This window comes from Streptomyces sp. NPDC056144, from assembly GCF_042264145.1.
Classification (GTDB): Bacteria; Actinomycetota; Actinomycetes; order Streptomycetales; family Streptomycetaceae; genus Streptomyces.
This window is the reverse complement of sequence record NZ_JBHJVF010000017.1, coordinates 1-17,795: the sequence shown is the minus strand read 5'-3', so window position 1 is coordinate 17,795 and position 17,795 is coordinate 1. Positions and strand designations below refer to the sequence as shown.

Annotated in this window: 19 protein-coding genes; 6 read left to right on the top strand and 13 right to left on the bottom strand. The window is 69.6% G+C overall.

The genetic code is table 11. The features are described from left to right. Nucleotides 1-87 precede the first annotated feature (87 nt). Nucleotides 88-1,077, bottom strand: a complete 990-nt coding sequence (locus ACFC0Z_RS32930; protein ID WP_376445853.1) for an aldo/keto reductase — start codon at nt 1,075-1,077, stop codon at nt 88-90. A 164-nt stretch (nt 1,078-1,241) separates the two neighbouring features. Next, the gene (thpR, locus tag ACFC0Z_RS32925; RefSeq protein WP_376445850.1) at nt 1,242-1,832 is read right to left on the bottom strand and encodes an RNA 2',3'-cyclic phosphodiesterase; all 591 of its coding nucleotides are present in this window, start codon (nt 1,830-1,832) and stop codon (nt 1,242-1,244) included. 34 nt (nt 1,833-1,866) lie between these two features. On the opposite strand from thpR, the gene ACFC0Z_RS32920 reads away from it, so the two are divergent. After that, nucleotides 1,867-2,373 (top strand): GNAT family N-acetyltransferase, encoded by a 507-nt coding sequence (locus ACFC0Z_RS32920; RefSeq protein ID WP_376445847.1) that lies wholly within the window; start codon nt 1,867-1,869, stop codon nt 2,371-2,373. A gap of 42 nt (nt 2,374-2,415) precedes the next feature. Here the strand turns inward: ACFC0Z_RS32920 and ACFC0Z_RS32915 are convergent, their stop codons facing one another. The 3 genes from ACFC0Z_RS32915 to ACFC0Z_RS32905 all read right to left on the bottom strand — a co-directional run bounded on the left by ACFC0Z_RS32915 (nt 2,416) and on the right by ACFC0Z_RS32905 (nt 4,902). Continuing rightward, entirely contained in the window at nt 2,416-2,889 is a 474-nt protein-coding gene (locus ACFC0Z_RS32915; protein WP_376446091.1) for a lamin tail domain-containing protein, read from the bottom strand. Nucleotides 2,890-3,094: 205 nt separating this feature from the next. Next, complete coding sequence (locus tag ACFC0Z_RS32910) at nt 3,095-4,432, bottom strand: MFS transporter (protein WP_376445845.1); 1,338 nt, start codon at nt 4,430-4,432, stop codon at nt 3,095-3,097. 26 nt (nt 4,433-4,458) lie between these two features. Then, the gene (locus ACFC0Z_RS32905) at nt 4,459-4,902 is read right to left on the bottom strand and encodes a MarR family transcriptional regulator (protein WP_360799701.1); all 444 of its coding nucleotides are present in this window, start codon (nt 4,900-4,902) and stop codon (nt 4,459-4,461) included. 174 nt (nt 4,903-5,076) lie between these two features. On the opposite strand from ACFC0Z_RS32905, the gene ACFC0Z_RS32900 reads away from it, so the two are divergent. Then, nucleotides 5,077-5,322 carry a ribbon-helix-helix protein, CopG family gene (locus tag ACFC0Z_RS32900; protein WP_376446088.1) on the top strand — a complete coding sequence of 82 codons (246 nt, stop codon included), beginning with the start codon at nt 5,077-5,079 and terminating at the stop codon, nt 5,320-5,322. Here ACFC0Z_RS32900 and ACFC0Z_RS32895 read toward each other — a convergent pair. After that, the gene (locus ACFC0Z_RS32895; protein ID WP_376445841.1) at nt 5,244-6,365 is read right to left on the bottom strand and encodes a radical SAM protein; all 1,122 of its coding nucleotides are present in this window, start codon (nt 6,363-6,365) and stop codon (nt 5,244-5,246) included. The genes ACFC0Z_RS32900 and ACFC0Z_RS32895 overlap by 79 nt on opposite strands. A gap of 73 nt (nt 6,366-6,438) precedes the next feature. Next, complete coding sequence (locus tag ACFC0Z_RS32890; protein WP_376445838.1) at nt 6,439-6,972, bottom strand: class IV adenylate cyclase; 534 nt, start codon at nt 6,970-6,972, stop codon at nt 6,439-6,441. Nucleotides 6,973-7,080: 108 nt separating this feature from the next. On the opposite strand from ACFC0Z_RS32890, the gene ACFC0Z_RS32885 reads away from it, so the two are divergent. Together ACFC0Z_RS32885 and ACFC0Z_RS32880 are read left to right on the top strand one after the other, a co-directional pair. Continuing rightward, entirely contained in the window at nt 7,081-7,857 is a 777-nt protein-coding gene (locus tag ACFC0Z_RS32885) for a DUF5919 domain-containing protein (RefSeq protein WP_376445835.1), read from the top strand. After that, nucleotides 7,844-8,311 carry an NUDIX hydrolase gene (locus tag ACFC0Z_RS32880; protein ID WP_376445832.1) on the top strand — a complete coding sequence of 156 codons (468 nt, stop codon included), beginning with the start codon at nt 7,844-7,846 and terminating at the stop codon, nt 8,309-8,311. Before ACFC0Z_RS32885 ends, ACFC0Z_RS32880 begins: the two co-directional genes overlap by 14 nt. Nucleotides 8,312-8,408: 97 nt before the next feature. On the opposite strand, the gene ACFC0Z_RS32875 is transcribed toward ACFC0Z_RS32880, so the two are convergent. Then, nucleotides 8,409-9,863, bottom strand: coding sequence for an NCS2 family permease (locus ACFC0Z_RS32875; RefSeq protein WP_376445830.1), 1,455 nt, complete (start codon nt 9,861-9,863; stop codon nt 8,409-8,411). Nucleotides 9,864-10,041: 178 nt separating this feature from the next. Here ACFC0Z_RS32875 and ACFC0Z_RS32870 point away from each other — a divergent pair, with 178 nt between their 5' ends. Together ACFC0Z_RS32870 and ACFC0Z_RS32865 are read left to right on the top strand one after the other, a co-directional pair. Beyond that, nucleotides 10,042-10,353 carry a DUF2530 domain-containing protein gene (locus ACFC0Z_RS32870; RefSeq protein ID WP_376445827.1) on the top strand — a complete coding sequence of 104 codons (312 nt, stop codon included), beginning with the start codon at nt 10,042-10,044 and terminating at the stop codon, nt 10,351-10,353. A gap of 147 nt (nt 10,354-10,500) precedes the next feature. After that, complete coding sequence (locus ACFC0Z_RS32865; protein WP_376445824.1) at nt 10,501-12,948, top strand: cation-translocating P-type ATPase; 2,448 nt, start codon at nt 10,501-10,503, stop codon at nt 12,946-12,948. Here ACFC0Z_RS32865 and ACFC0Z_RS32860 read toward each other — a convergent pair. The 5 genes from ACFC0Z_RS32860 to ACFC0Z_RS32840 all read right to left on the bottom strand — a co-directional run bounded on the left by ACFC0Z_RS32860 (nt 12,945) and on the right by ACFC0Z_RS32840 (nt 17,503). Continuing rightward, complete coding sequence (locus ACFC0Z_RS32860) at nt 12,945-13,802, bottom strand: hypothetical protein (RefSeq protein WP_376445822.1); 858 nt, start codon at nt 13,800-13,802, stop codon at nt 12,945-12,947. The genes ACFC0Z_RS32865 and ACFC0Z_RS32860 overlap by 4 nt on opposite strands. A gap of 360 nt (nt 13,803-14,162) precedes the next feature. Then, complete coding sequence (locus ACFC0Z_RS32855) at nt 14,163-14,948, bottom strand: ABC transporter permease (RefSeq protein WP_376445819.1); 786 nt, start codon at nt 14,946-14,948, stop codon at nt 14,163-14,165. After that, nucleotides 14,945-15,925, bottom strand: a complete 981-nt coding sequence (locus ACFC0Z_RS32850) for an ATP-binding cassette domain-containing protein (protein ID WP_376445816.1) — start codon at nt 15,923-15,925, stop codon at nt 14,945-14,947. Before ACFC0Z_RS32850 ends, ACFC0Z_RS32855 begins: the two co-directional genes overlap by 4 nt. A gap of 108 nt (nt 15,926-16,033) precedes the next feature. Continuing rightward, nucleotides 16,034-16,876, bottom strand: a complete 843-nt coding sequence (locus tag ACFC0Z_RS32845) for a DUF4097 domain-containing protein (RefSeq protein WP_376445813.1) — start codon at nt 16,874-16,876, stop codon at nt 16,034-16,036. 108 nt (nt 16,877-16,984) lie between these two features. Then, nucleotides 16,985-17,503, bottom strand: coding sequence for a toxin-antitoxin system HicB family antitoxin (locus tag ACFC0Z_RS32840; RefSeq protein ID WP_376445811.1), 519 nt, complete (start codon nt 17,501-17,503; stop codon nt 16,985-16,987). Nucleotides 17,504-17,795: the final 292 nt, after the last annotated feature.

The window sequence follows — 17,795 nt, the reverse complement described above, 5'->3', positions numbered from 1 at the left end:
GAGACCACCCGCCCGACCGGATGGTTGTACGAGCGGTCCGAGGAGCCTCACCGGCAGTCTCACCGACATGAGGCCCCGTCAGGCCGCCTACCAGGCGAACGCCTCCGGCGACGGGCCCGGGCCCGGGAAGATCTCGTCGAGCTCGGCCAGGAGCTCGTCCGACAGCTCCAGCTCCAGGGCGCGCAGGGCGCCCGCGAGCTGCTCGGGCGTGCGCGGGCCGACGATCGGGCCCGTGACGCCCGGGCGGGTGAGGAGCCAGGCGAGACCGACCTCGCCGGGGGCGAGCCCGTGCTTGTCGAGCAGGTCCTCGTACGCCTGGAACCGCGCCCGGATCACCGGGTCGGCGAGGCTCTCCGCCGCGCGGCCCTCGGTACGGCGCTTGCCCTCGGTCTCCTTCTTGAGGACGCCCCCGAGGAGACCACCGTGCAGGGGCGACCACGGGATGACCCCGAGCCCGTACTCCTGGGCCGCCGGGATCACCTCCATCTCGGCGCGCCGCTCGAAGAGGTTGTAGATGCACTGCTCGCTGACGAGGCCGACGGAGCCGCGCCGGGCGGCGATCTCGTTGGCCTGGGCGATCTTGTAGCCGGGGAAGTTGGAGGAGCCGGCGTAGAGGATCTTGCCCTGCTGGATCAGGACGTCGACGGCCTGCCAGATCTCCTCGAAGGGGGTCGCGCGGTCGACGTGGTGGAACTGGTACACGTCGATGTAGTCCGTGCCGAGGCGCTTGAGGCTGGCCTCGACGGCCCGGCGGATGTTCAGCGCCGAGAGCTTGTCGTGGTTCGGCCAGGAATCACCGTCCGGGGCCATGTTCCCGTAGACCTTGGTGGCGAGGACGGTCTTGTCCCGTCGGCCGTCGCCCTTGGCGAACCACGAGCCGATGATCTCCTCCGTACGCCCCTTGTTCTCGCCCCACCCGTAGACGTTGGCGGTGTCGAAGAAGTTGAGGCCCACGTCCAGCGCCGTGTCCATGATGGCGTGACTGGTGACTTCGTCCGTCTGGGGCCCGAAGTTCATCGTGCCGAGAACGAGACGGCTGACCTTGAGTCCGGTGCGTCCGAGCTGCGTGTACTCCATGGAGGTCAAGCCAACTGCTTCGAGTTCACTCGAAGCAAGGGGTTACTTACTGTCCGGGCGCGGGCTCACTGGCCCGTGAGCGATGCCACCGCGATGATCGCGAACATCAGAACGAGCACGCCGGCCATGATTCGGTTTCGGGTCTTCGGATCCACCTCTTGAGGTTAACCCGCCGCTTCCGCCCGCCCCGCCAGGGGCCAGGACTCGACCGTCTCGTAGCGGGGCTGCTCGCCCCGGACCCCGCTCGCCGGGAGGTTCGAGCGGACGAGGGTCAGCTCCCCGGCCTGCCAGCGGGTGCCCTCGAAGGGGGCGAGTTCGTCGAGGAAGGGGCGCAGGTCCGTCTCGTCGGTTCGCGCGCGGGTCCGGGCCAGGGTCAGGTGGGCCTGGTAGCGGCGGTGCTCCTCCATCGCGACGCCCGCGCGGCGGGCCGCCGCGTCCGCCCGTTCGGCGAGCAGGCGGAGCTCGTCCAGGTCTCCGGCGACGCCCGTCCACAGGGCCCGGTGGCCGAAGTGGCCGCCGCCGTGGAGGCGGAGCGGGAACGGCGGGGTGCGGTGGGCCGCGCGGGCGAGGCGGGTGCGCAGGTCGGGGAGGAGGTCCTCGTCGACCTCGCCCATGAAGGCGAGCGTGAGGTGCCAGCCGGGCCGCGAGGTCCAGCGGAGCCCGTCGGCGCCGGGGAGGGCGTGCAGCCGGTCGGCGACGCCGGCCAGCTCGGCGAGCGGCCCGGCGGGCGGCAGGACGGCGGCGAAAAGCCTCATGGGGTGCAGTCTGGCAGCCGATACCCTCACCGGCATGGAGATCCGTAAGGGCGGGGCGGAAGACCTCCCCGCGATTCTCGCGATACTCGACAGCGCCGTGGTCTGGCTGGGCGGCAAGGGCATCACCGCCCAGTGGGGCACGGAGCCGTTCTCCGCGCGCCCGGCGGCCGTGGAGCAGGTGGCGCGGACGCTGGGCGAGGGCGACCCGTGGATCGTCGAGATCGACGGCGTACCGGCGGGGACGATGACGCTGACCCCGCACCCCGGCCAGTACGTGCCTCCGGCGGAGGAGCCGGAGGTGTACGTCCGGCTCCTCGCGACCGACGCGCGCTTCCACGGCCGCGGGGTCGGCGCGGCCCTCCTCGCGCACGCGGCCGAGGAGACCCGGCGCCGGGGCGTCTCGCTGCTGCGCGTGGACTGCTTCGCGGGCAGCGAGGGCCGGCTCGTCGCGTACTACGAGGGGCAGGGCTTCACGCGGACGGAGCCGTTCGTGGTGGGCGAGTGGCCGGGGCAGGTGCTGGAGCGCCGCGTAGGCCCCTGACCGGATCGGCCCTCCTGACCGGGATCAGCCCGTCTGGCCGGATCAGCCGTGGAACGTGATGTAGCCGTTCCCGTCGCGGTCGTTGGCGCTCTTGGTGTACGCGTGCACGTCGGCGTAGGCGCCACCGGGCTTCAGCAGCTTGATGGTGTCGCGGTCGTTGTTCCAGATGAAGTTGCAGTTGTTGCGGTAGGCGACGTTGCGGGCGTCGGACTCGGTGCCGCGGTTGCCCCGCAGGTTCACGTAGTCGCCCGGCTCCAGGTAGTGGTTGATCCGGAAGACGTACGAGTTCCCCGTCGCGTCCTTCACGGTGTAGCCCTTGAGGTTCACCGTGGAGCGGGAGTAGTTCTTGATGGTCACGTACTCGGCGGCGGTGTTGCCGGTGGCGCACGCGTTGGAGTCCCGGCCGGGGGCGTCGTACTGGACGGCCTTGATCTTCAGCGCCGAGGAGTACTCGGCGGCCTGGGCCGGGGCGGTGGAGAGGGCGGCGAGCGCGCCGACGGCGAGGGCCGGGGCTATGACGCTGAGCTTGCGCAAGGTGAGACCTCCTGTGGGATGCCCGTGACTGGGCGGCACAGAAGATACACAGGACGTTCACAGGTGACGCACGCGCCCCTGGCAGTTTGTCAGTTGACGGCGGTACGAAGACGGGGGCGGTACGAAGACGGGGGCGGCCCCTGACAAGGCCCCGCCCCCGCTCCCGTACCCCTGGAACAGCTCTCCGTTACGCGGCCGTCGCCAGCCGCTCGCGCGCCACGAACCGCACCTGCGGGTGCCCGTGGTGCCAGCCCATCGCGACCTTGAGGCCGCCGACGCGGGCCAGGACGAGTCCGATGGCGGCGGCGGCCACCAGCGAGATCGCGCCACCGGTCGCGAAGCCGACGCGGGCTCCGTACGTGTCGGTGACCCAGCCCAGCAGGGGTGCGCCGATCGGCGTACCACCGGCGAAGACCATCATGTAGAGGCTCATGACACGGCCGCGCATGGCCGGGTCGGTCGCCATCTGGACCGCCGAGTTGGCGGTGATGTTGACCGTGAGGCCGATCATGCCGATCGGCACGAGCAGCAGCGCGAACAGCCAGAACGTCGGCGACAGGGCCGCCGCGATCTCCAGGGCGCCGAAGACTCCTGCCGCGATGACGAGCATCCGCAGGCGGGTCGAGCCGCGCCGGGCCGCCGCGAGGGCGCCGACGAGGGAGCCGGCCGCCATGAGCGTGTTGAGGAAGCCGTACGCGCCCGGGCCGAGGGCGAAGACGTCACTGGAGAAGGCCGACAGCCAGATCGGGAAGTTGAACCCGAAGGTGCCGACGAAGCCCACGAGGACGATCGGCCAGATCAGGTCGGGGCGCCCCGCCACGTACCGCAGTCCCTCCCGCAGCTGGCCCTTGCCGCGCGGGGCGCGCTCCACCTTGTGGAGCTCGCTGGTGCGCATCAGCAGCAGGCTGATCAGCGGGGCGAGGAAGGAGAGGCCGTTGAGCAGGAAGGCCCAGCCGCTGCCGACCCCGGCGATGAGGACACCGGCGACGGCGGGGCCGACGAGCCGGGCGGACTGGAAGTTCGCGGAGTTCAGCGAGACGGCGTTGCGCAGGTACTTCGGGCCGACCATCTCGGAGACGAAGGACTGCCGGGCCGGGTTGTCGACGACCGTCACCATGCCGAGGAGGAAGGCGATCAGGTAGACGTGCCAGACCTGGACGGCTCCGGAGAGCGTGAGCGCGGCGAGCGCGAGACCGCAGAGGCCGAGGGCGGCCTGGCTGACGAGGAGCAGCTGCCGTTTCGGGTAGCGGTCGGCGATCACTCCGCCGTACAGGCCGAAGAGCAGCATCGGCAGGAACTGCAGGGCCGTCGTGATGCCGACGGCCGCGGCGGAGCCGGTGAGGCTGAGGACCAGCCAGTCCTGGGTGATGCGGGCCATCCACGTACCGGTGTTGGAGACGATGGCTCCGGTGAAGAACAGCCGGTAGTTGCGGATGCGGAGCGAGGAGAAGGTTTCCCCCCGCCCGCGGGTCTTGAGGGTGGGTTGATGGACGGGTGCGGAGTCTGCTCCGTGTCCCGTGCTCAATGTGCGTCGCCTCCTTGGCGCTCGGGTCAGAGGTGGGCGAGCTTCTCCAGGACGGGGGCGGCGGCGCGCAGCTTGGCCCAGTCGTCCTCGTCCAGACCCTCGGCGAGGGCGGCCAGCCAGGCGTTCCGCTTGCGGCGGGACTCGTCGAGCATGGCCTCGGCCTGCTCGGTCTGGCGGACCACCTTCTGGCGGCGGTCGTCGGGGTGAGGCTCCAGCCGGACCAGTCCCTTGGCTTCGAGCAGGGCGACGATGCGGGTCATCGACGGCGGCTGAACGTGCTCCTTGCGGGCCAGCTCGCCGGGGGTGGCGGAGCCGCAGCGGGCGAGGGTGCCGAGCACCGACATCTCGGTGGGGCTCAGCGACTCGTCGACCCGCTGGTGCTTCAGTCGTCGGCTCAGTCTCATGACGGAGGAGCGCAGCGCGTTCACGGCGGCGGCGTCGTCGGCGGTGCCGTGGGACAGGTCAGGCATGTTCGTTAGCCTAACTCATTACCCTTCCTAAAGACCAATCGACACGCACCGCCCCGCACGTCCCCTTTGTCACATGAGCTGAACGTCACGGCTCGTATCGATGTATCACCCAAATGAGTGAGTAGGATCCGGAAAGTGACGCAAACAAGCACCGAGAGCCCCGACCCTGACGACATGGGATCGACAGTGCTCAGCCTGCGCATCGACAGTGAGCTGCTCGACCGGCTCAAGGGTCACGCTGCCAAAAGAGGAATGAGCGTCCAGGACTATGTCGTCCGGACGCTCATTCGGGAGGATTTCGACGAGCGGTTCAAGACCGCCGTCGAAGAGACGGAGAAGTTCTACGGCTCCGCGGCGGAGTCGGCCGCGGGATCGGCCGCAGGAACGGCCGCGGGAACGGCCGCGGGGTCGGCTACGTGAGGCCCAGCACCGGCATCGCGTAGGAGAAGACGAACACCGCCGACACGACGTGCACAACCGGCCGGGACCTCACGACCCCGGCCGGTTCGTGATCCAGACATGCGCCCGTCGGTCAGGCTGCGGCACCGTACTGGCTCCGCAGCCTCCGGACCTCGGCGTCCTTGAAGGCCCGCACCTCTTCCGCGAGCCCGCTCTTCGCCAGCTCGGCCACGGACACACACAGATCCATGCGCTGGATGCAGACGCCGCCGCACCGGCAACAGGCGCTTGACGTACACCGCCCGGCTGCCGAGCGCCCGGTAGAGGGTGCGCTCGTCGGAGGTGCCGGCGGTGAACGTCCGGAGCACCGGTTCCGCGCCGACGCGGGACAGCACCTCGGACATGGCCGCGATGGACTCCGGACCCTCCTGGATGCTGGTGAGCATCCGCACGTCCGCGAACTGGCCGTACGACTCGATGAGATTGACGACCCGGTCCACGTGCGTCGCGCCGGGAACCACGACGTTCACGGAGACCTTGACACCATGGGACACCGCGGCGCGGATGGTCTGTTCCGCGGCGCGGATCTTCGCGTCGGCCAGGCCCACCGACCGGAAGCGCTCGGGCTGGACGGCTTGGAGTTCCTCCGCGTTGGTGCCGAAGACCGAGACGTTGACCCGGTTGAGTCCGGCCGCCGAGCAGTCCGGCATGACCTGCCGACCGCGTTCTCCGTTGCTGGTCATCCCGACGGTCAGCCCCATTCCGGTGAGCGCCGAGACCAGCGAGGTCACCTCGGTGTGGAGGGTGGGCTCCCCTCCGGTGAGGTGGACCTCGCCGCAGTCGAAGGCCCGTGCCACCGTCCGCACCGCCCGCCGGAAGGCCAGGTCCGGAGCCATCTTCGCGGCGAGGAAGTCGACCCCGTTGGTCTCGCTGTAGAGGGACACGCGTCCTGACCTGCCGGGCCCCGACAGGAAGGGCAGCAGCGTACGGCCCTTGTTGTCGGCGGTGACAGGCGTTCCCTCGTTGTGGCAGAACGTGCAGGCCAGCCCGCAGTCGTCGATCACCTTGACGCGAATGGTCCTGTCCCGGACGACTCGGACCGCCGGGCGTTGGGTAGCGGACAACACTTGCCTCCTGTCACTCGAACGTGAGCCGGGGAATCGCCTCGATGTCGATCCCGTACCGCCGGTAGACCTTGGTCGTGTTCTCGCTCGTCAGCTCCTCCAGAGGGAGCCCGAGGGCGCGCGCCGTCGCGTGGACGTGGTCCGCGCTGTCTCCCTCGATCTCCAGGTACGGCGGGATCAGGGGCCACTCGTCGATCTCGATCGCCGCGCCGCCCAGCGTCCAGGACGACCGGCGGTTCTCCTGGTACGCCTTCGGCCGGTAGCCGAGCTTGCCGAGCAGCATGTCCGTGGTGTCGAAGTCACCGACAGCGGTCTCCGTCTCGGTCACCCCGTCGATCCTCTCGGAGTGGATCTCCTTGACACACAGCGTCACCTCGCTGCCGGTGTCCCGGAGGCGGACCCACGCACCGGGACGCCCGGGGATGTCGTACACGTAGCGGCGCTGGAAACGCTCGCCCAGGTGCTCCGCCCCGGCCTGGGCAAGACGAGCACGCATCTTCTCCGGCTCGACGGCGAGGATCTTCGCTTCGAACTCAGTCGCAGTCACAGTGCGATCCTTCACTGCCCGTGAGGGCGTTCCCACCGCGTTCGCAGGACGTTTGGGACGCTTCACCGCTACGGTCGTTCCCTCCCCCACAGGCCACGGAGGCGAACGATGAATCATGGTCTTCGGCATGCTCTGGCCCGCGCCAAGATGACGGAATCCCAGCTCGCCCAGGCATGTGGCGTCGATCCCAAGACCGTCAGCCGCTGGATCGCCGACCCCAGCCGCATCCCTCACGCCCGACACCGATGGGCCGCCTGCGAGGCATTAGGGGAAGAGGAGTCCGGCCTCTGGCCCACGGCCGTCCGTTCGGCTCTCAGGACAGGGCCCGACCGCGAGATCGTCCAGGTCTTCCCCTACCGGTCGGCGGCACCGGCTTCACTCTGGCGTTCTCTTATCGCGAAGGCACGGCACGAGCTGACCTTCGCCGGCTACACCAACTACTTCCTGTGGCTGGAGCAGGCCAATCTGGCCGACGTACTCCGGCGCAAAGCGCGGACCGGGTGTCGGGTCCGGTTCCTGATCGGGGACCCGGAGAGCCCGGTCACCAGAGCGCGCGAGGCCGAGGAAGCCGTACCGCTCACGTTGTCCACGCGCATCGCGGTGACGACAAGCGCCCTGCGACGCCTCCGGGAGACCGGGGTACAAGAGGACGGGAACGTCGAGGGGCGATTCGAGACCGGTCACGTCAACCTGTCCGTTTTCCGCTTCGATGACGAGATGATCGTGACACCGATCCTCGCGCGCAGGGTCGGCCATGACTCCCCGATGCTTCACCTGCGCCGAAGCCAGGCGGACGGCATGTTCGACCGCTTCGTCGATCATGTCGAGGAGTTGTGGAGCCGGGGACGCGACATCGGGGAGGTGGCCGGGCATGGCCAGGCGTGACTACGAGGACGATCCGGACGCGCCCGAGGCGAACAGTCTGGTGCCGGCCGCTTCGGTCGTGGTCGTGGACGAGGCGGGGCGCGTGCTGCTGCACCGGCGTACCGACAACGGCATGTGGGCCCTGCCCGGCGGAAAGATGGAGCTGGGCGAATCCCTCGCGGGCTGCGGCATCCGGGAGACGTTCGAGGAAACCGGCGTCCATGTCGAGATCACCGGCATCGTCGGGACGTACACCAACCCCGGTCACGTCTTCGCCTACGACGACGGTGAGGTCCGCCAGGAGTTCTCCGTCTGCCTGCTCGGCCGCCCGGCAGGCGGCACGCTCCGCGCCTCGGACGAGTCCTTCGAGGTGGCGTGGTTCGCTCCGGAGGAGGTGGACCGCCTGCCGATGGTCCCGAGCATCCGGAAGCGGGTCGACGACTGGAGGTCGGGGAGGATTCCCGCGGTCCGGTAGGGCGGCGCCGTCCCCTCGTGGCGGACCCCGGATACGGCGCCGGCCCCGTCCTTCACTCAGGACGGGGCCGGCGGCGGCTACTGCTCGGACGGGGGCATCACGTGAGGCCGAGCGCCGGCATCGCGTAGTAGAAGACGAACACCGCCGACACGACGTACATGGCCACCGGGACCTCACGGCCCCGGCCGGTCGCGAGTCGGAGGACGCTGAACGCGATGAAGCCGATGCCGATGCCGTTCGTGATCGAGTACGTGAACGGCATCATCATCATGGCCAGGAACGCCGGCACCGCGATGGTGTAGTCGGTCCAGTCGATGTCCTTGATCGAACCGGCCATGATCAGGAAGCCGACCGCGAGCAGCGCGGGCGTGGCCGCCTGGGACGGGACCATCGTCGCGAGCGGCGTGAGGAACAGCGCGACCGAGAACAGACCACCGGTGACGACCGAGGCGAGACCCGTCCGGGCGCCCTCGCCGACGCCGGCCGTGGACTCGACGAAGCAGGTGGTGGCGGAGGACGAGGTCGCACCGCCGGAGGCGACGGCGAGGCCGTCGACGAGCAGGACCTTGTTGATGCCCGGGAAGTTGCCGTCCTTGTCGATCAGCTTGGCCTCGTCGCCGACGCCGAGGATCGTGCCCATCGCGTCGAAGAAGCAGGACAGCAGGACCGTGAAGACGAAGAGGACGCCGGTGAGGACGCCGACCTTCTCGAAGCCGCCGAAGATGCTGACCTCGCCGACGAGGCCGAAGTCCGGCGAGGCGACCGGGTTGCCCGGCCACTTCGGGGTGGTGAGGCCCCAGGACGGGACGGTCGCGACCGCGTCGATGACCATCGCGACGATCGTCATGGCGACGATCGAGATGAGGATCGCGCCCGGCACCTTGCGGATGATCAGGGCGAGGGTGAGCAGCGTGCCCAGGATGAAGACGAGGACCGGCCAGCCGTTCAGGTGACCGTCGCTGCCGAGCTGGAGCGGGACGGTGGTGTGCGCGGCGTCGGGGATGCGGGAGACGAAGCCCGAGTCGACGAGGCCGATCAGCATGATGAAGAGGCCGATGCCGATCGCGATGCCCTTGCGCAGGCCGACCGGGACGGCGTTCATGACGCGCTCGCGCAGACCGGTCGCGACGAGCAGCATCACGACGATGCCGGCGAGGACGACCATGCCCATGGCGTCCGGCCAGGACATCTTGGGCGCGAGCTGGAGCGCGACGACCGTGTTGACGCCGAGGCCGGCGGCGAGGGCGATCGGGACGTTGCCGATGACACCCATGAGGAGGGTCGTGAACGCGGCCGTGAGGACGGTCGCGGTGACGAGCTGGCCGCCGTCGAGCTGGTGCCCGTACATGTCCTTGGCGCTGCCGAGGATGATCGGGTTCAGCACGATGATGTAGGCCATCGCGAAGAAGGTGGCGAAGCCGCCACGGACCTCGCGGGCGACGGTGGAACCGCGCTCGGAGATCTTGAAGTAGCGGTCGAGGCCGGAGGTGGGCGTTCCCGGGGTTCCAGGGTTCTCCGGCTGATTGGCCTTGGCGGTGGCCGTCGAGCTCATGGGGTTTCCTCTACGGAGGTCAAAGGGCTTGGCGGCTTATCAATCGGCTTGGTGATCGATTTGTCGATTCATACGAAGGAAACCCGCCAGAGGCAAACCGTTTCAGTATGAACACATGAACGAGGGGGAGTCCATCTCCGCGCGTAGATACGAATCCGGGCGGCCTAAACTGAGCCCCATGGCGAAGGCGAAGTGGACACCGAAGCACGAGGCACCCGAACCCCTCGAAGGGCCGGTCGTCGCCACGATCACCGGCGGAACGATCCTCTGGTTCGTCCTCTTCCTGGTACAGGTCCCCTTCTACAGCTGGTTCGCCGACCGCGACCTGACCTGGTGGATCTGGACCTGCCTCGCGGGCGCGGGCCTCGGCCTGATCGGCATCTGGTACGTACGGGGGCGGGACGCGGCGATCAAGCGGCACGAGGCGGAGCGGGCGGCGGGCGCCGCTTCCGACGGGACTTCCGGCTCGGCGCCGACCCCGGAGGCGTAACACCGCCCCACGGAAGGTGACGTCCTGCTGGGGTCCCGCTGCGGCATGCCACCCAGGGACGATCCGCCTCCTCCCCCGGTCGGATCTTGCCCTCTCCTGACGGAGATCAGCAGGTAATCGACCGATTCCGCCCGTAACGTCGAAACCATGACTCAGCGGGCGAAGACCGACACGGACGACGGCGGAGCCGAGGCGGTGAGGCCGCCGGAAGCGGCCGGCCGGTCGGAAACGTCCGGTCGGCCGGAAGTCGTCCACCGCCCGGGCGGCCTGACCACCGCCGAGGTGGCCGAGCGGGTCGCGCGCGGCGAGATCAACGACGTACCCCTCCGGAGCTCGCGCTCGACCGCCGACATCGTGCGCGGCAACGTCTTCACCCGCTTCAACGCGATCATCGGCGTGCTCTGGGTGATCATGCTGTTCGTCGCGCCGATCCAGGACAGCCTCTTCGGCTTCGTGATCGTCGCGAACACGGGCATCGGCATCATCCAGGAGCTCCGCGCGAAGAAGACCCTCGACGGACTCGCCGTCATCGGCGAGGCGAAACCGACGGTCCGCCGCGACGGAGCCGCCGCCGAGATCTCCACCTCGGAGATCGTCCTCGGCGACCTCATCGAGCTCGGCCCGGGCGACAAGGTCGTCGTCGACGGCGTCGTCGCCGAGGCCGACAGCCTGGAGATCGACGAGTCCCTCCTCACCGGCGAAGCGGACCCGGTGGTGAAACAGCCCGGCGACCCGGTCATGTCGGGTTCGTTCGTGGTGGCGGGCGGCGGCGCGTTCACGGCCACGAAGGTGGGCCGGGAGGCGTACGCGGCGCAGCTCGCGGAGGAGGCCTCGCGCTTCACGCTCGTCCACTCGGAACTCCGTACCGGCATCTCCACGATCCTGAAGTACGTGACGTGGATGATGATCCCCACGGCCATCGGCCTGATCATCAGCCAGCTGGTGGTGAAGGACAACGACCTCAAGGGCTCCATCGCCCGCACGGTCGGCGGCATCGTCCCGATGATCCCCGAGGGCCTCGTCCTCCTCACCTCCGTCGCCTTCGCGATCGGGGTGATCCGCCTCGGCCGCAAGCAGTGCCTCGTCCAGGAGCTGCCGGCGATCGAGGGCCTCGCCCGGGTCGACGTCGTCTGCCTCGACAAGACGGGCACGCTGACCGAGGGCGGCATGGACGTCACGGAGCTGCGGACCCTGAACGGCGCGGACGAGACGTACGTACGGAAGGTCCTCGGCGCGCTGGGCGAATCGGACCCGCGCCCGAACGCCTCCCTCCAGGCGATCATCGACGCGTACCCGGAGACGGTGGAGTGGCGGTGCACCGAGAGCCTCCCGTTCTCCTCGGCCCGCAAGTACAGCGGGGCGGCGTTCAGCGAGGGCGACGGCGAGAACTCGACATGGCTGCTCGGCGCCCCCGACGTCCTCCTCGCGGCCGACGACCCGACGCTCCCCGAGATCGACCACCTCAACGAGCAGGGCCTCCGGGTCCTCCTCCTCTCCCGCACGGTCCACGACCTCGACTCCCCCGAGGTCGCCAAGAGCACGAAACCGACGGCCCTCGTAGTCCTCGAACAGCGCCTGCGCCCCGACGCGGCGGACACCCTCGCCTACTTCGCCGACCAGAACGTGGCGACGAAGGTCATCTCGGGCGACAACGCCGTCTCGGTCGGCGCGGTGGCCGGAAAACTCGACATGCCGGGCGCGGAGAACACCGTGGACGCCCGGACCCTCCCCACCGACGTCGACGAGATGGCGAAGGTCCTCGACGAGAACGCGGTCTTCGGCCGGGTCACCCCGCAGCAGAAACGGGACATGGTGGCGGCGCTCCAGTCCCGCGGGCACACGGTCGCGATGACGGGCGACGGCGTGAACGACGTCCTCGCGCTGAAGGACGCGGACATCGGCGTCTCGATGGGCTCGGGATCGGAGGCGACGCGGGCGGTCGCGCAGATCGTCCTCCTGAACAACAGCTTCGCCACGCTCCCGTCGGTGGTGGCGGAAGGCCGCCGGGTCATCGGCAACATCACGCGAGTCGCCACCCTCTTCCTGACGAAGACGGTCTACTCCGTCCTCCTCGCGGTCCTGGTGGTCTGCTCCCAGGTCGAGTACCCCTTCCTCCCCCGCCACCTCACGCTCCTCTCCACCCTCACGATCGGCATCCCGGCCTTCTTCCTGGCCCTCGCGCCGAACAAGGAACGGGCGAAGCCGAACTTCGTCCGCAGGGTCATGCGGTACGCGATCCCCGGCGGCGTCATCGCCGGGGCTGCCACCTTCACGACGTACCTCCTGGCCCGCCACTACTACGTCGGCGAAGGCGCCCTGGAAGCGGAGACGAGCGCGGCGACCCTGACCCTCTTCCTGGTCTCCATGTGGGTCCTCGCGATCATCGCCCGCCCCTACACCCTGTGGCGCCTGGCCCTGGTCGCCACGATGGCCGGCGCCTTCCTCCTCGTCCTCGTGATCCCCTGGCTCCAGGACTTCTTCGCCCTGAAACTGGTCGGCGTGACGATGCCGTGGACGGCGGTCGCGATCGCGGCGATCGGCGGAGTGCTCCTGGAGATCGCCTGGCGCTGGGTGACGAAGAGGTTCCCGGCCTAAGCCGCCGTGCGGCACTCCGCACAGCTCGCGTCCGGATCGTGGCTGCGGAAGGCGCGGTCGCAGCCGTCGCAGGTGACGAGGGGTGGCGGGGCCGCCTGGGGCGGTGAGGCCGCCGGGAGCCGGGGTGGGAGGAAGGCGGACAGGCGGTACGCGACGAAGCGGGCGGGGTGGTGGATGGGTACGTGGGCGGGCGGCAGGGTCGCCGTGAGCGTACGGACCACCTGGGCCGGGGACAGGTCCCTGGCCAGCCACTCGTCCACGGCGGGCGCGAGGCGCTCGACGTCCCGCCGGGAGAGGCAGAGGCGGGGGTCCTGGGTACGGAGGCGGGCGAGGATGTCGGTGGCGGGGGTGGCCGGAGCCTCCGGCGCCCGCACCGGCGCCGGTGCCTTCGTCCGTACGGGCTCGGGCTCGGGAGTCGGGTCCGGTACGGGCTCCACAGGGGCGGGCGGGGGCGGCGGCGGGGGTGTCGGCGCTGCCATCCGGGACTGCGGGTTCTCGAACCACACGACGCGGGTGGAGAAGCGGCCCCGTTCGAGGGGGACCCGGACGCGGAGCAAGTACCCTGCGGCAGCCAGCTCGTTGAGGGCGCGGCGGATCCTGATCTCGCAGCCGAACCGCTCGACGAGCTTCTTGACGGTGACGTTGGCGCCCGGGGGCTTCGACTGGATGTGCAGTCCGAGCCCCATCGCGAAGGGGTCGAGCGTCGGATGCTGGCCGAGGTGGTTGCCGACGACGGTGAAGCTCTCGGTGTGCCGGAACCGCACGCGGATCAGCCCGGAGGCGGGCGCGTCGGCGGGGATCTGGAAGGAATCGGGGTACGCGGAGACGACCGCGTTAGACTGCTGACAAGCCATGGGGAAGCGCTACTTCCTGATTGGTCAGGCCCTCGCCAGGATGCCAGTCCTGTCGGGGGCCGCACTGTCATATGCCGTTGTTGCGGCCGACCGTACCCCATCCGTCCGCCTTCCGGACGCCCCGTCACCCGAACGTGTGACACTCCCCAACTCAGCCGCGGAAGGGGAGGTTTGGTAGGTCCTTACCCTCATTCCTTTATAGGGCGCCGCACCCGACCGGGACGCGGCCCACCACGCCCCGGTGAGGAAGACGACCGTGAAGCCACGCAGGCGTTTCCCCGCACCCCTCACCGAGCCCACCCTCCTCTTCGCCGGACGCGAAGAGGAGGGTGGGCTCGGTGAGGCGAGGGGCGAGGGGGATTACTTCGGGTCGCGGTTGAAGGCTGACTTCGACCAGAAGTAGCCGAGGAGGGTGAGGGCTACGCACCAGCCGGCCGCCAGCCAGCCGTTGTGGCCGATCTCGGTGCCGAGGAGGAGGCCTCGGAGGGTTTCGATGGCCGGGGTGAAGGGCTGGTACTCGGCGATCGGCTGGAACCAGCCCGGCATCGCGTCGATCGGCACGAACGTGCTGGAGATCAGCGGCAGGAAGATCAGCGGCATCGCGTTGTTGCTCGCCGCCTCCGCGTTCGGGCTGACCAGGCCCATGCCGACCGCGATCCAGGTCAGGGCCAGGGCGAAGAAGACCAGGAGGCCGAAGGCCGCGAGCCATTCGACGGCCGTGGCGTCCGTCGAGCGGAAGCCGATCGCGACGGCGACGCCGCCGACCAGGACCACGCTCGCCACCGACTGGAGCACGCTGCCGATGACGTGGCCGATCAGGACCGATCCCCGGTGGATCGCCATCGTGCGGAAGCGGGCGATGATGCCTTCGGTCATGTCCATGGAGACCGAGACCGCCGTGCCGATCGTCGTCGAGCCGATCGTCATCAGAACCAGGCCCGGGACCAGGTACGCGATGTAGTCGGCGCGGCCCGTGCCGCCCATGCCCGCGCTCATCACGTCGCCGAAGACGTAGACGAAGAGGAGCAGGAGCATGATCGGGGTCAGGAGGAGGTTCAGCGTCATCGACGGGTAGCGGCGCGCGTGCAGGAGGTTGCGGCGCAGCATCGTGGTCGAGTCGCGGACGGCGAGCGAGATCGTGCTCATCGGGCGTTCTCCTTCGAGGAGTTGAGGGAAGCGGAAGGGGCGGTCAGCGCGAAGAAGACGTCGTCCAGGTCCGGCGTGTGGACCGTCAGTTCGTCCGCCTCGATCTGCGTCGCGTCCAGCCAGTCGAGGATGGAGCGGAGTTCGCGCTGGCTTCCGTCGCTCGGGATCTGGAGCGTCAGCGCCTCGTCGTCCTTGTCGCGGAGCGCCTCTCCCAGGCCTGACACCGCCGTCTGGTACGTCGCCGGGTCCGAGAACCTGAGCCGTACGTGCCCGCCCGGGACCAGCCTCTTCAGCTCCTCCGCCGTTCCCTCTGCCGCGATCTTGCCGTTGTTCAGCACCGCGATGCGGTCGGCCAGCTCGTCGGCCTCTTCCAGGTACTGGGTGGTCAGGAAGACCGTCACGCCGTCGGACACCAGGCCCCGGATGATTCCCCACATGTTGTGGCGGGAGCGCGGGTCCAGGCCCGTCGTCGGCTCGTCGAGGAAGATGATCCTGGGGTTCCCCACCAGCGTCATCGCGATGTCCAGGCGGCGCTTCATGCCGCCGGAGTACGTCGACGCCGGCTTCTTCGCCGCCGCCGTGAGGTCGAACCGCTCCAGGAGCTCGGCGGCGACCCGCCGCCCCTCGCGCTTCGGGAGGTGGTGGAGGTCCGCCATGAGGAGCATGTTCTCCTCGCCCGTGATCAGCCCGTCGACCGCCGAGAACTGGCCGGTGACGCCGATCGCGGCCCGTACGGCCTGCGGCGCCTTGGCGAGGTCGTGGCCCGCCACCTGGGCGTTTCCGCCGTCCGCCGAGATCAGCGTGGACAGGATCTTCACGGCCGTGGTCTTCCCGGCTCCGTTCGGGCCGAGCAGTGCGAACACCGAACCCGCCGGAATGCTCAGGTCGATGCCGTCGAGGACGGTCTTGTCGCCGTAGGACTTGCGGAGGCCGGTGGCCGAGACGGCCGCGCGTGAAGCGTCGTGTGATGTGGGCATGACAGAAGAAGGCATGGGGTCCTCCGTTAGAGGGCTGGGGAAGGGGAGGTAGGGAGGGAGGGGCGGGAGGGGATGGGGGCCTGGGCCCCCGGTGCGCTTCGGCCTCGGTCAGTGCTTCGCGTGGCGGATGTCGATGTTTCCGTACGACGTCCGGGCCACGATCTTCACCCGGCCCTCCGCCTCACCCGGCGCGTCCGACGTCGCCAGCGAGTTCCGCACCTGCCCCTGACCGGAGTTGGCGTCCAGCCACGCGGCCACACCGGGGCGGATGCCGACCTCGATCCCGCCGTGGCGCGTCTCCAACTGGACCGTCCCGTTGGACACTTCGCCGATCCGGACCGTTCCGTGCGCCGTCTTCGCGGTGACCGAGTCATCGGCGCGGCGGATCTCGATGTCGCCGTTCGCGCCGCTCACGCGGATCTCGCCGGTCACGGCGTCGACGTTCGTCGTGCCGTGGGAGTTCTTGAGGACCGCCGAACCGTCGATCACGCCGACCCGCATGCTGCCCGAGCTCGTCGTGATCTCGGCCTGGCCCTCGACCCGGTCGACCGTGATCGAGCCGTGCGAGGCCGTGAGGTTCAGCGGGCCGGTGGTGTCGAAGCGGGCGTCACCGGACGAGGTCTTCACGCGCACCTCGCCGAGCCGGCCCTCGCCGAGCACCTGGGTCCAGGCGCCGTCCACCTCGACCCGCGAGCCGGTGGGCAGCTCGACCGTCACGTCCACGACGCCGGTACGGCCGAACAGGCCCGACTTCGGCGTCCTGACCGTCAGGACGCCACCCGAGTACGTGACCTCGGTCTGGTCGGCGGCCTTCACGTCCAGGTCCTTCTTCGGGTTGCGCGGCGCCACCGAGACCACGGTGTCGACGCGGTCGCCTGCGGCGAACCGGATGGAGCCGGCCTCGACGCGGGTGGTGGCCGAGATCGCTTCGGGAGTGTCGAAAGAAGGCATGGCTGTCCCGTCCTCTTGGGTCTTCAGGGCGTCCCCGCTGGTGGGACGTGGTGTGGGTGAAGGGAGTGAGGTGCGCTGGGGTGAGCTGGGCTGGGGCGAGGTGGACTGTTAGCGGACCCAGCCGGTGATGCTCTGTCCGACGGTGTGGGTCGTGTCCTGGGTACGGGGTCGGGTCCCGCCGTCCACCGCCGCCGAGACGGCCCGCACCAGCCACGCGTTGACCGACAGGCCCTCGCGGGCGGCGGCCTCCTCCGCGCGGGCCTTGAGGTGCGCCGGAAGGCGGAGGTTGACGCGGGCGGTGCTGCCGTCGTCGCCCTCGGCCGGGGCCGAGGCCTTCGCGAGTTCGACGGGCGCGACCGGCTCGGCGGGGGCGGTGCCGCCGGTGGGCGGCAGCGTCACCACGAAGTCGGGGTCGAGCCCGCGCAGCCGTACGTCGACCGAGCCGGGGGCGAGTTCACGGGTGATCTCGTCCGTCGCGGCGGACAGCACGTTGAGCATCGCCAGGCGGGTCGCCGACTCCAGAGGAGCGGTGAGCCTCTCGGCCAGCTCGCGAGCCGCGTCGCCGCCGGCTTCGGCAGCCACCGCGAGTTCGCGGCGGAGAGTGTCGACATACGGGGTGAGGTCCATGACGTCATCATGGCACCACGATGGCGCCATGCGCAACCCCTAGTGGTGCCATCGGGTGCACTTTCTGGCACCTGGGCCCCTGACCTGCGGAAACAATGGGTGGCACCACATGGCGCCGGGTGGCGCCATGTGGCACCAGTAGGTGGCGTCACCGCCGGGGCGCCTGGCCCTATAAGGGAAAGAGGGGCCCTAGAGGTGGGGGTTTCCTATGGGCTCCTGGTGGGACCGCCCTCTTTCCGAGAGTCGCAGCTTCCGGCGCCGCGTCAAGGGCAAGTCGGCGAAGCCGATGGCC

Coding starts and splice junctions, on each gene's coding strand:
- ACFC0Z_RS32930 (WP_376445853.1), bottom strand. CDS start 1,077: ATGGAGTACACGCAGCTCGGACGCACCGGACTCAAGGTCAGCCGTCTC.
- thpR (WP_376445850.1), bottom strand. CDS start 1,832: ATGAGGCTTTTCGCCGCCGTCCTGCCGCCCGCCGGGCCGCTCGCCGAG.
- ACFC0Z_RS32920 (WP_376445847.1), top strand. CDS start 1,867: ATGGAGATCCGTAAGGGCGGGGCGGAAGACCTCCCCGCGATTCTCGCG.
- ACFC0Z_RS32905 (WP_360799701.1), bottom strand. CDS start 4,902: ATGCCTGACCTGTCCCACGGCACCGCCGACGACGCCGCCGCCGTGAAC.
- ACFC0Z_RS32900 (WP_376446088.1), top strand. CDS start 5,077: ATGGGATCGACAGTGCTCAGCCTGCGCATCGACAGTGAGCTGCTCGAC.
- ACFC0Z_RS32885 (WP_376445835.1), top strand. CDS start 7,081: ATGAATCATGGTCTTCGGCATGCTCTGGCCCGCGCCAAGATGACGGAA.
- ACFC0Z_RS32880 (WP_376445832.1), top strand. CDS start 7,844: ATGGCCAGGCGTGACTACGAGGACGATCCGGACGCGCCCGAGGCGAAC.
- ACFC0Z_RS32875 (WP_376445830.1), bottom strand. CDS start 9,863: ATGAGCTCGACGGCCACCGCCAAGGCCAATCAGCCGGAGAACCCTGGA.
- ACFC0Z_RS32870 (WP_376445827.1), top strand. CDS start 10,042: ATGGCGAAGGCGAAGTGGACACCGAAGCACGAGGCACCCGAACCCCTC.
- ACFC0Z_RS32865 (WP_376445824.1), top strand. CDS start 10,501: ATGACTCAGCGGGCGAAGACCGACACGGACGACGGCGGAGCCGAGGCG.
- ACFC0Z_RS32860 (WP_376445822.1), bottom strand. CDS start 13,802: ATGGCTTGTCAGCAGTCTAACGCGGTCGTCTCCGCGTACCCCGATTCC.
- ACFC0Z_RS32855 (WP_376445819.1), bottom strand. CDS start 14,948: ATGAGCACGATCTCGCTCGCCGTCCGCGACTCGACCACGATGCTGCGC.
- ACFC0Z_RS32850 (WP_376445816.1), bottom strand. CDS start 15,925: ATGCCCACATCACACGACGCTTCACGCGCGGCCGTCTCGGCCACCGGC.
- ACFC0Z_RS32845 (WP_376445813.1), bottom strand. CDS start 16,876: ATGCCTTCTTTCGACACTCCCGAAGCGATCTCGGCCACCACCCGCGTC.
- ACFC0Z_RS32840 (WP_376445811.1), bottom strand. CDS start 17,503: ATGGACCTCACCCCGTATGTCGACACTCTCCGCCGCGAACTCGCGGTG.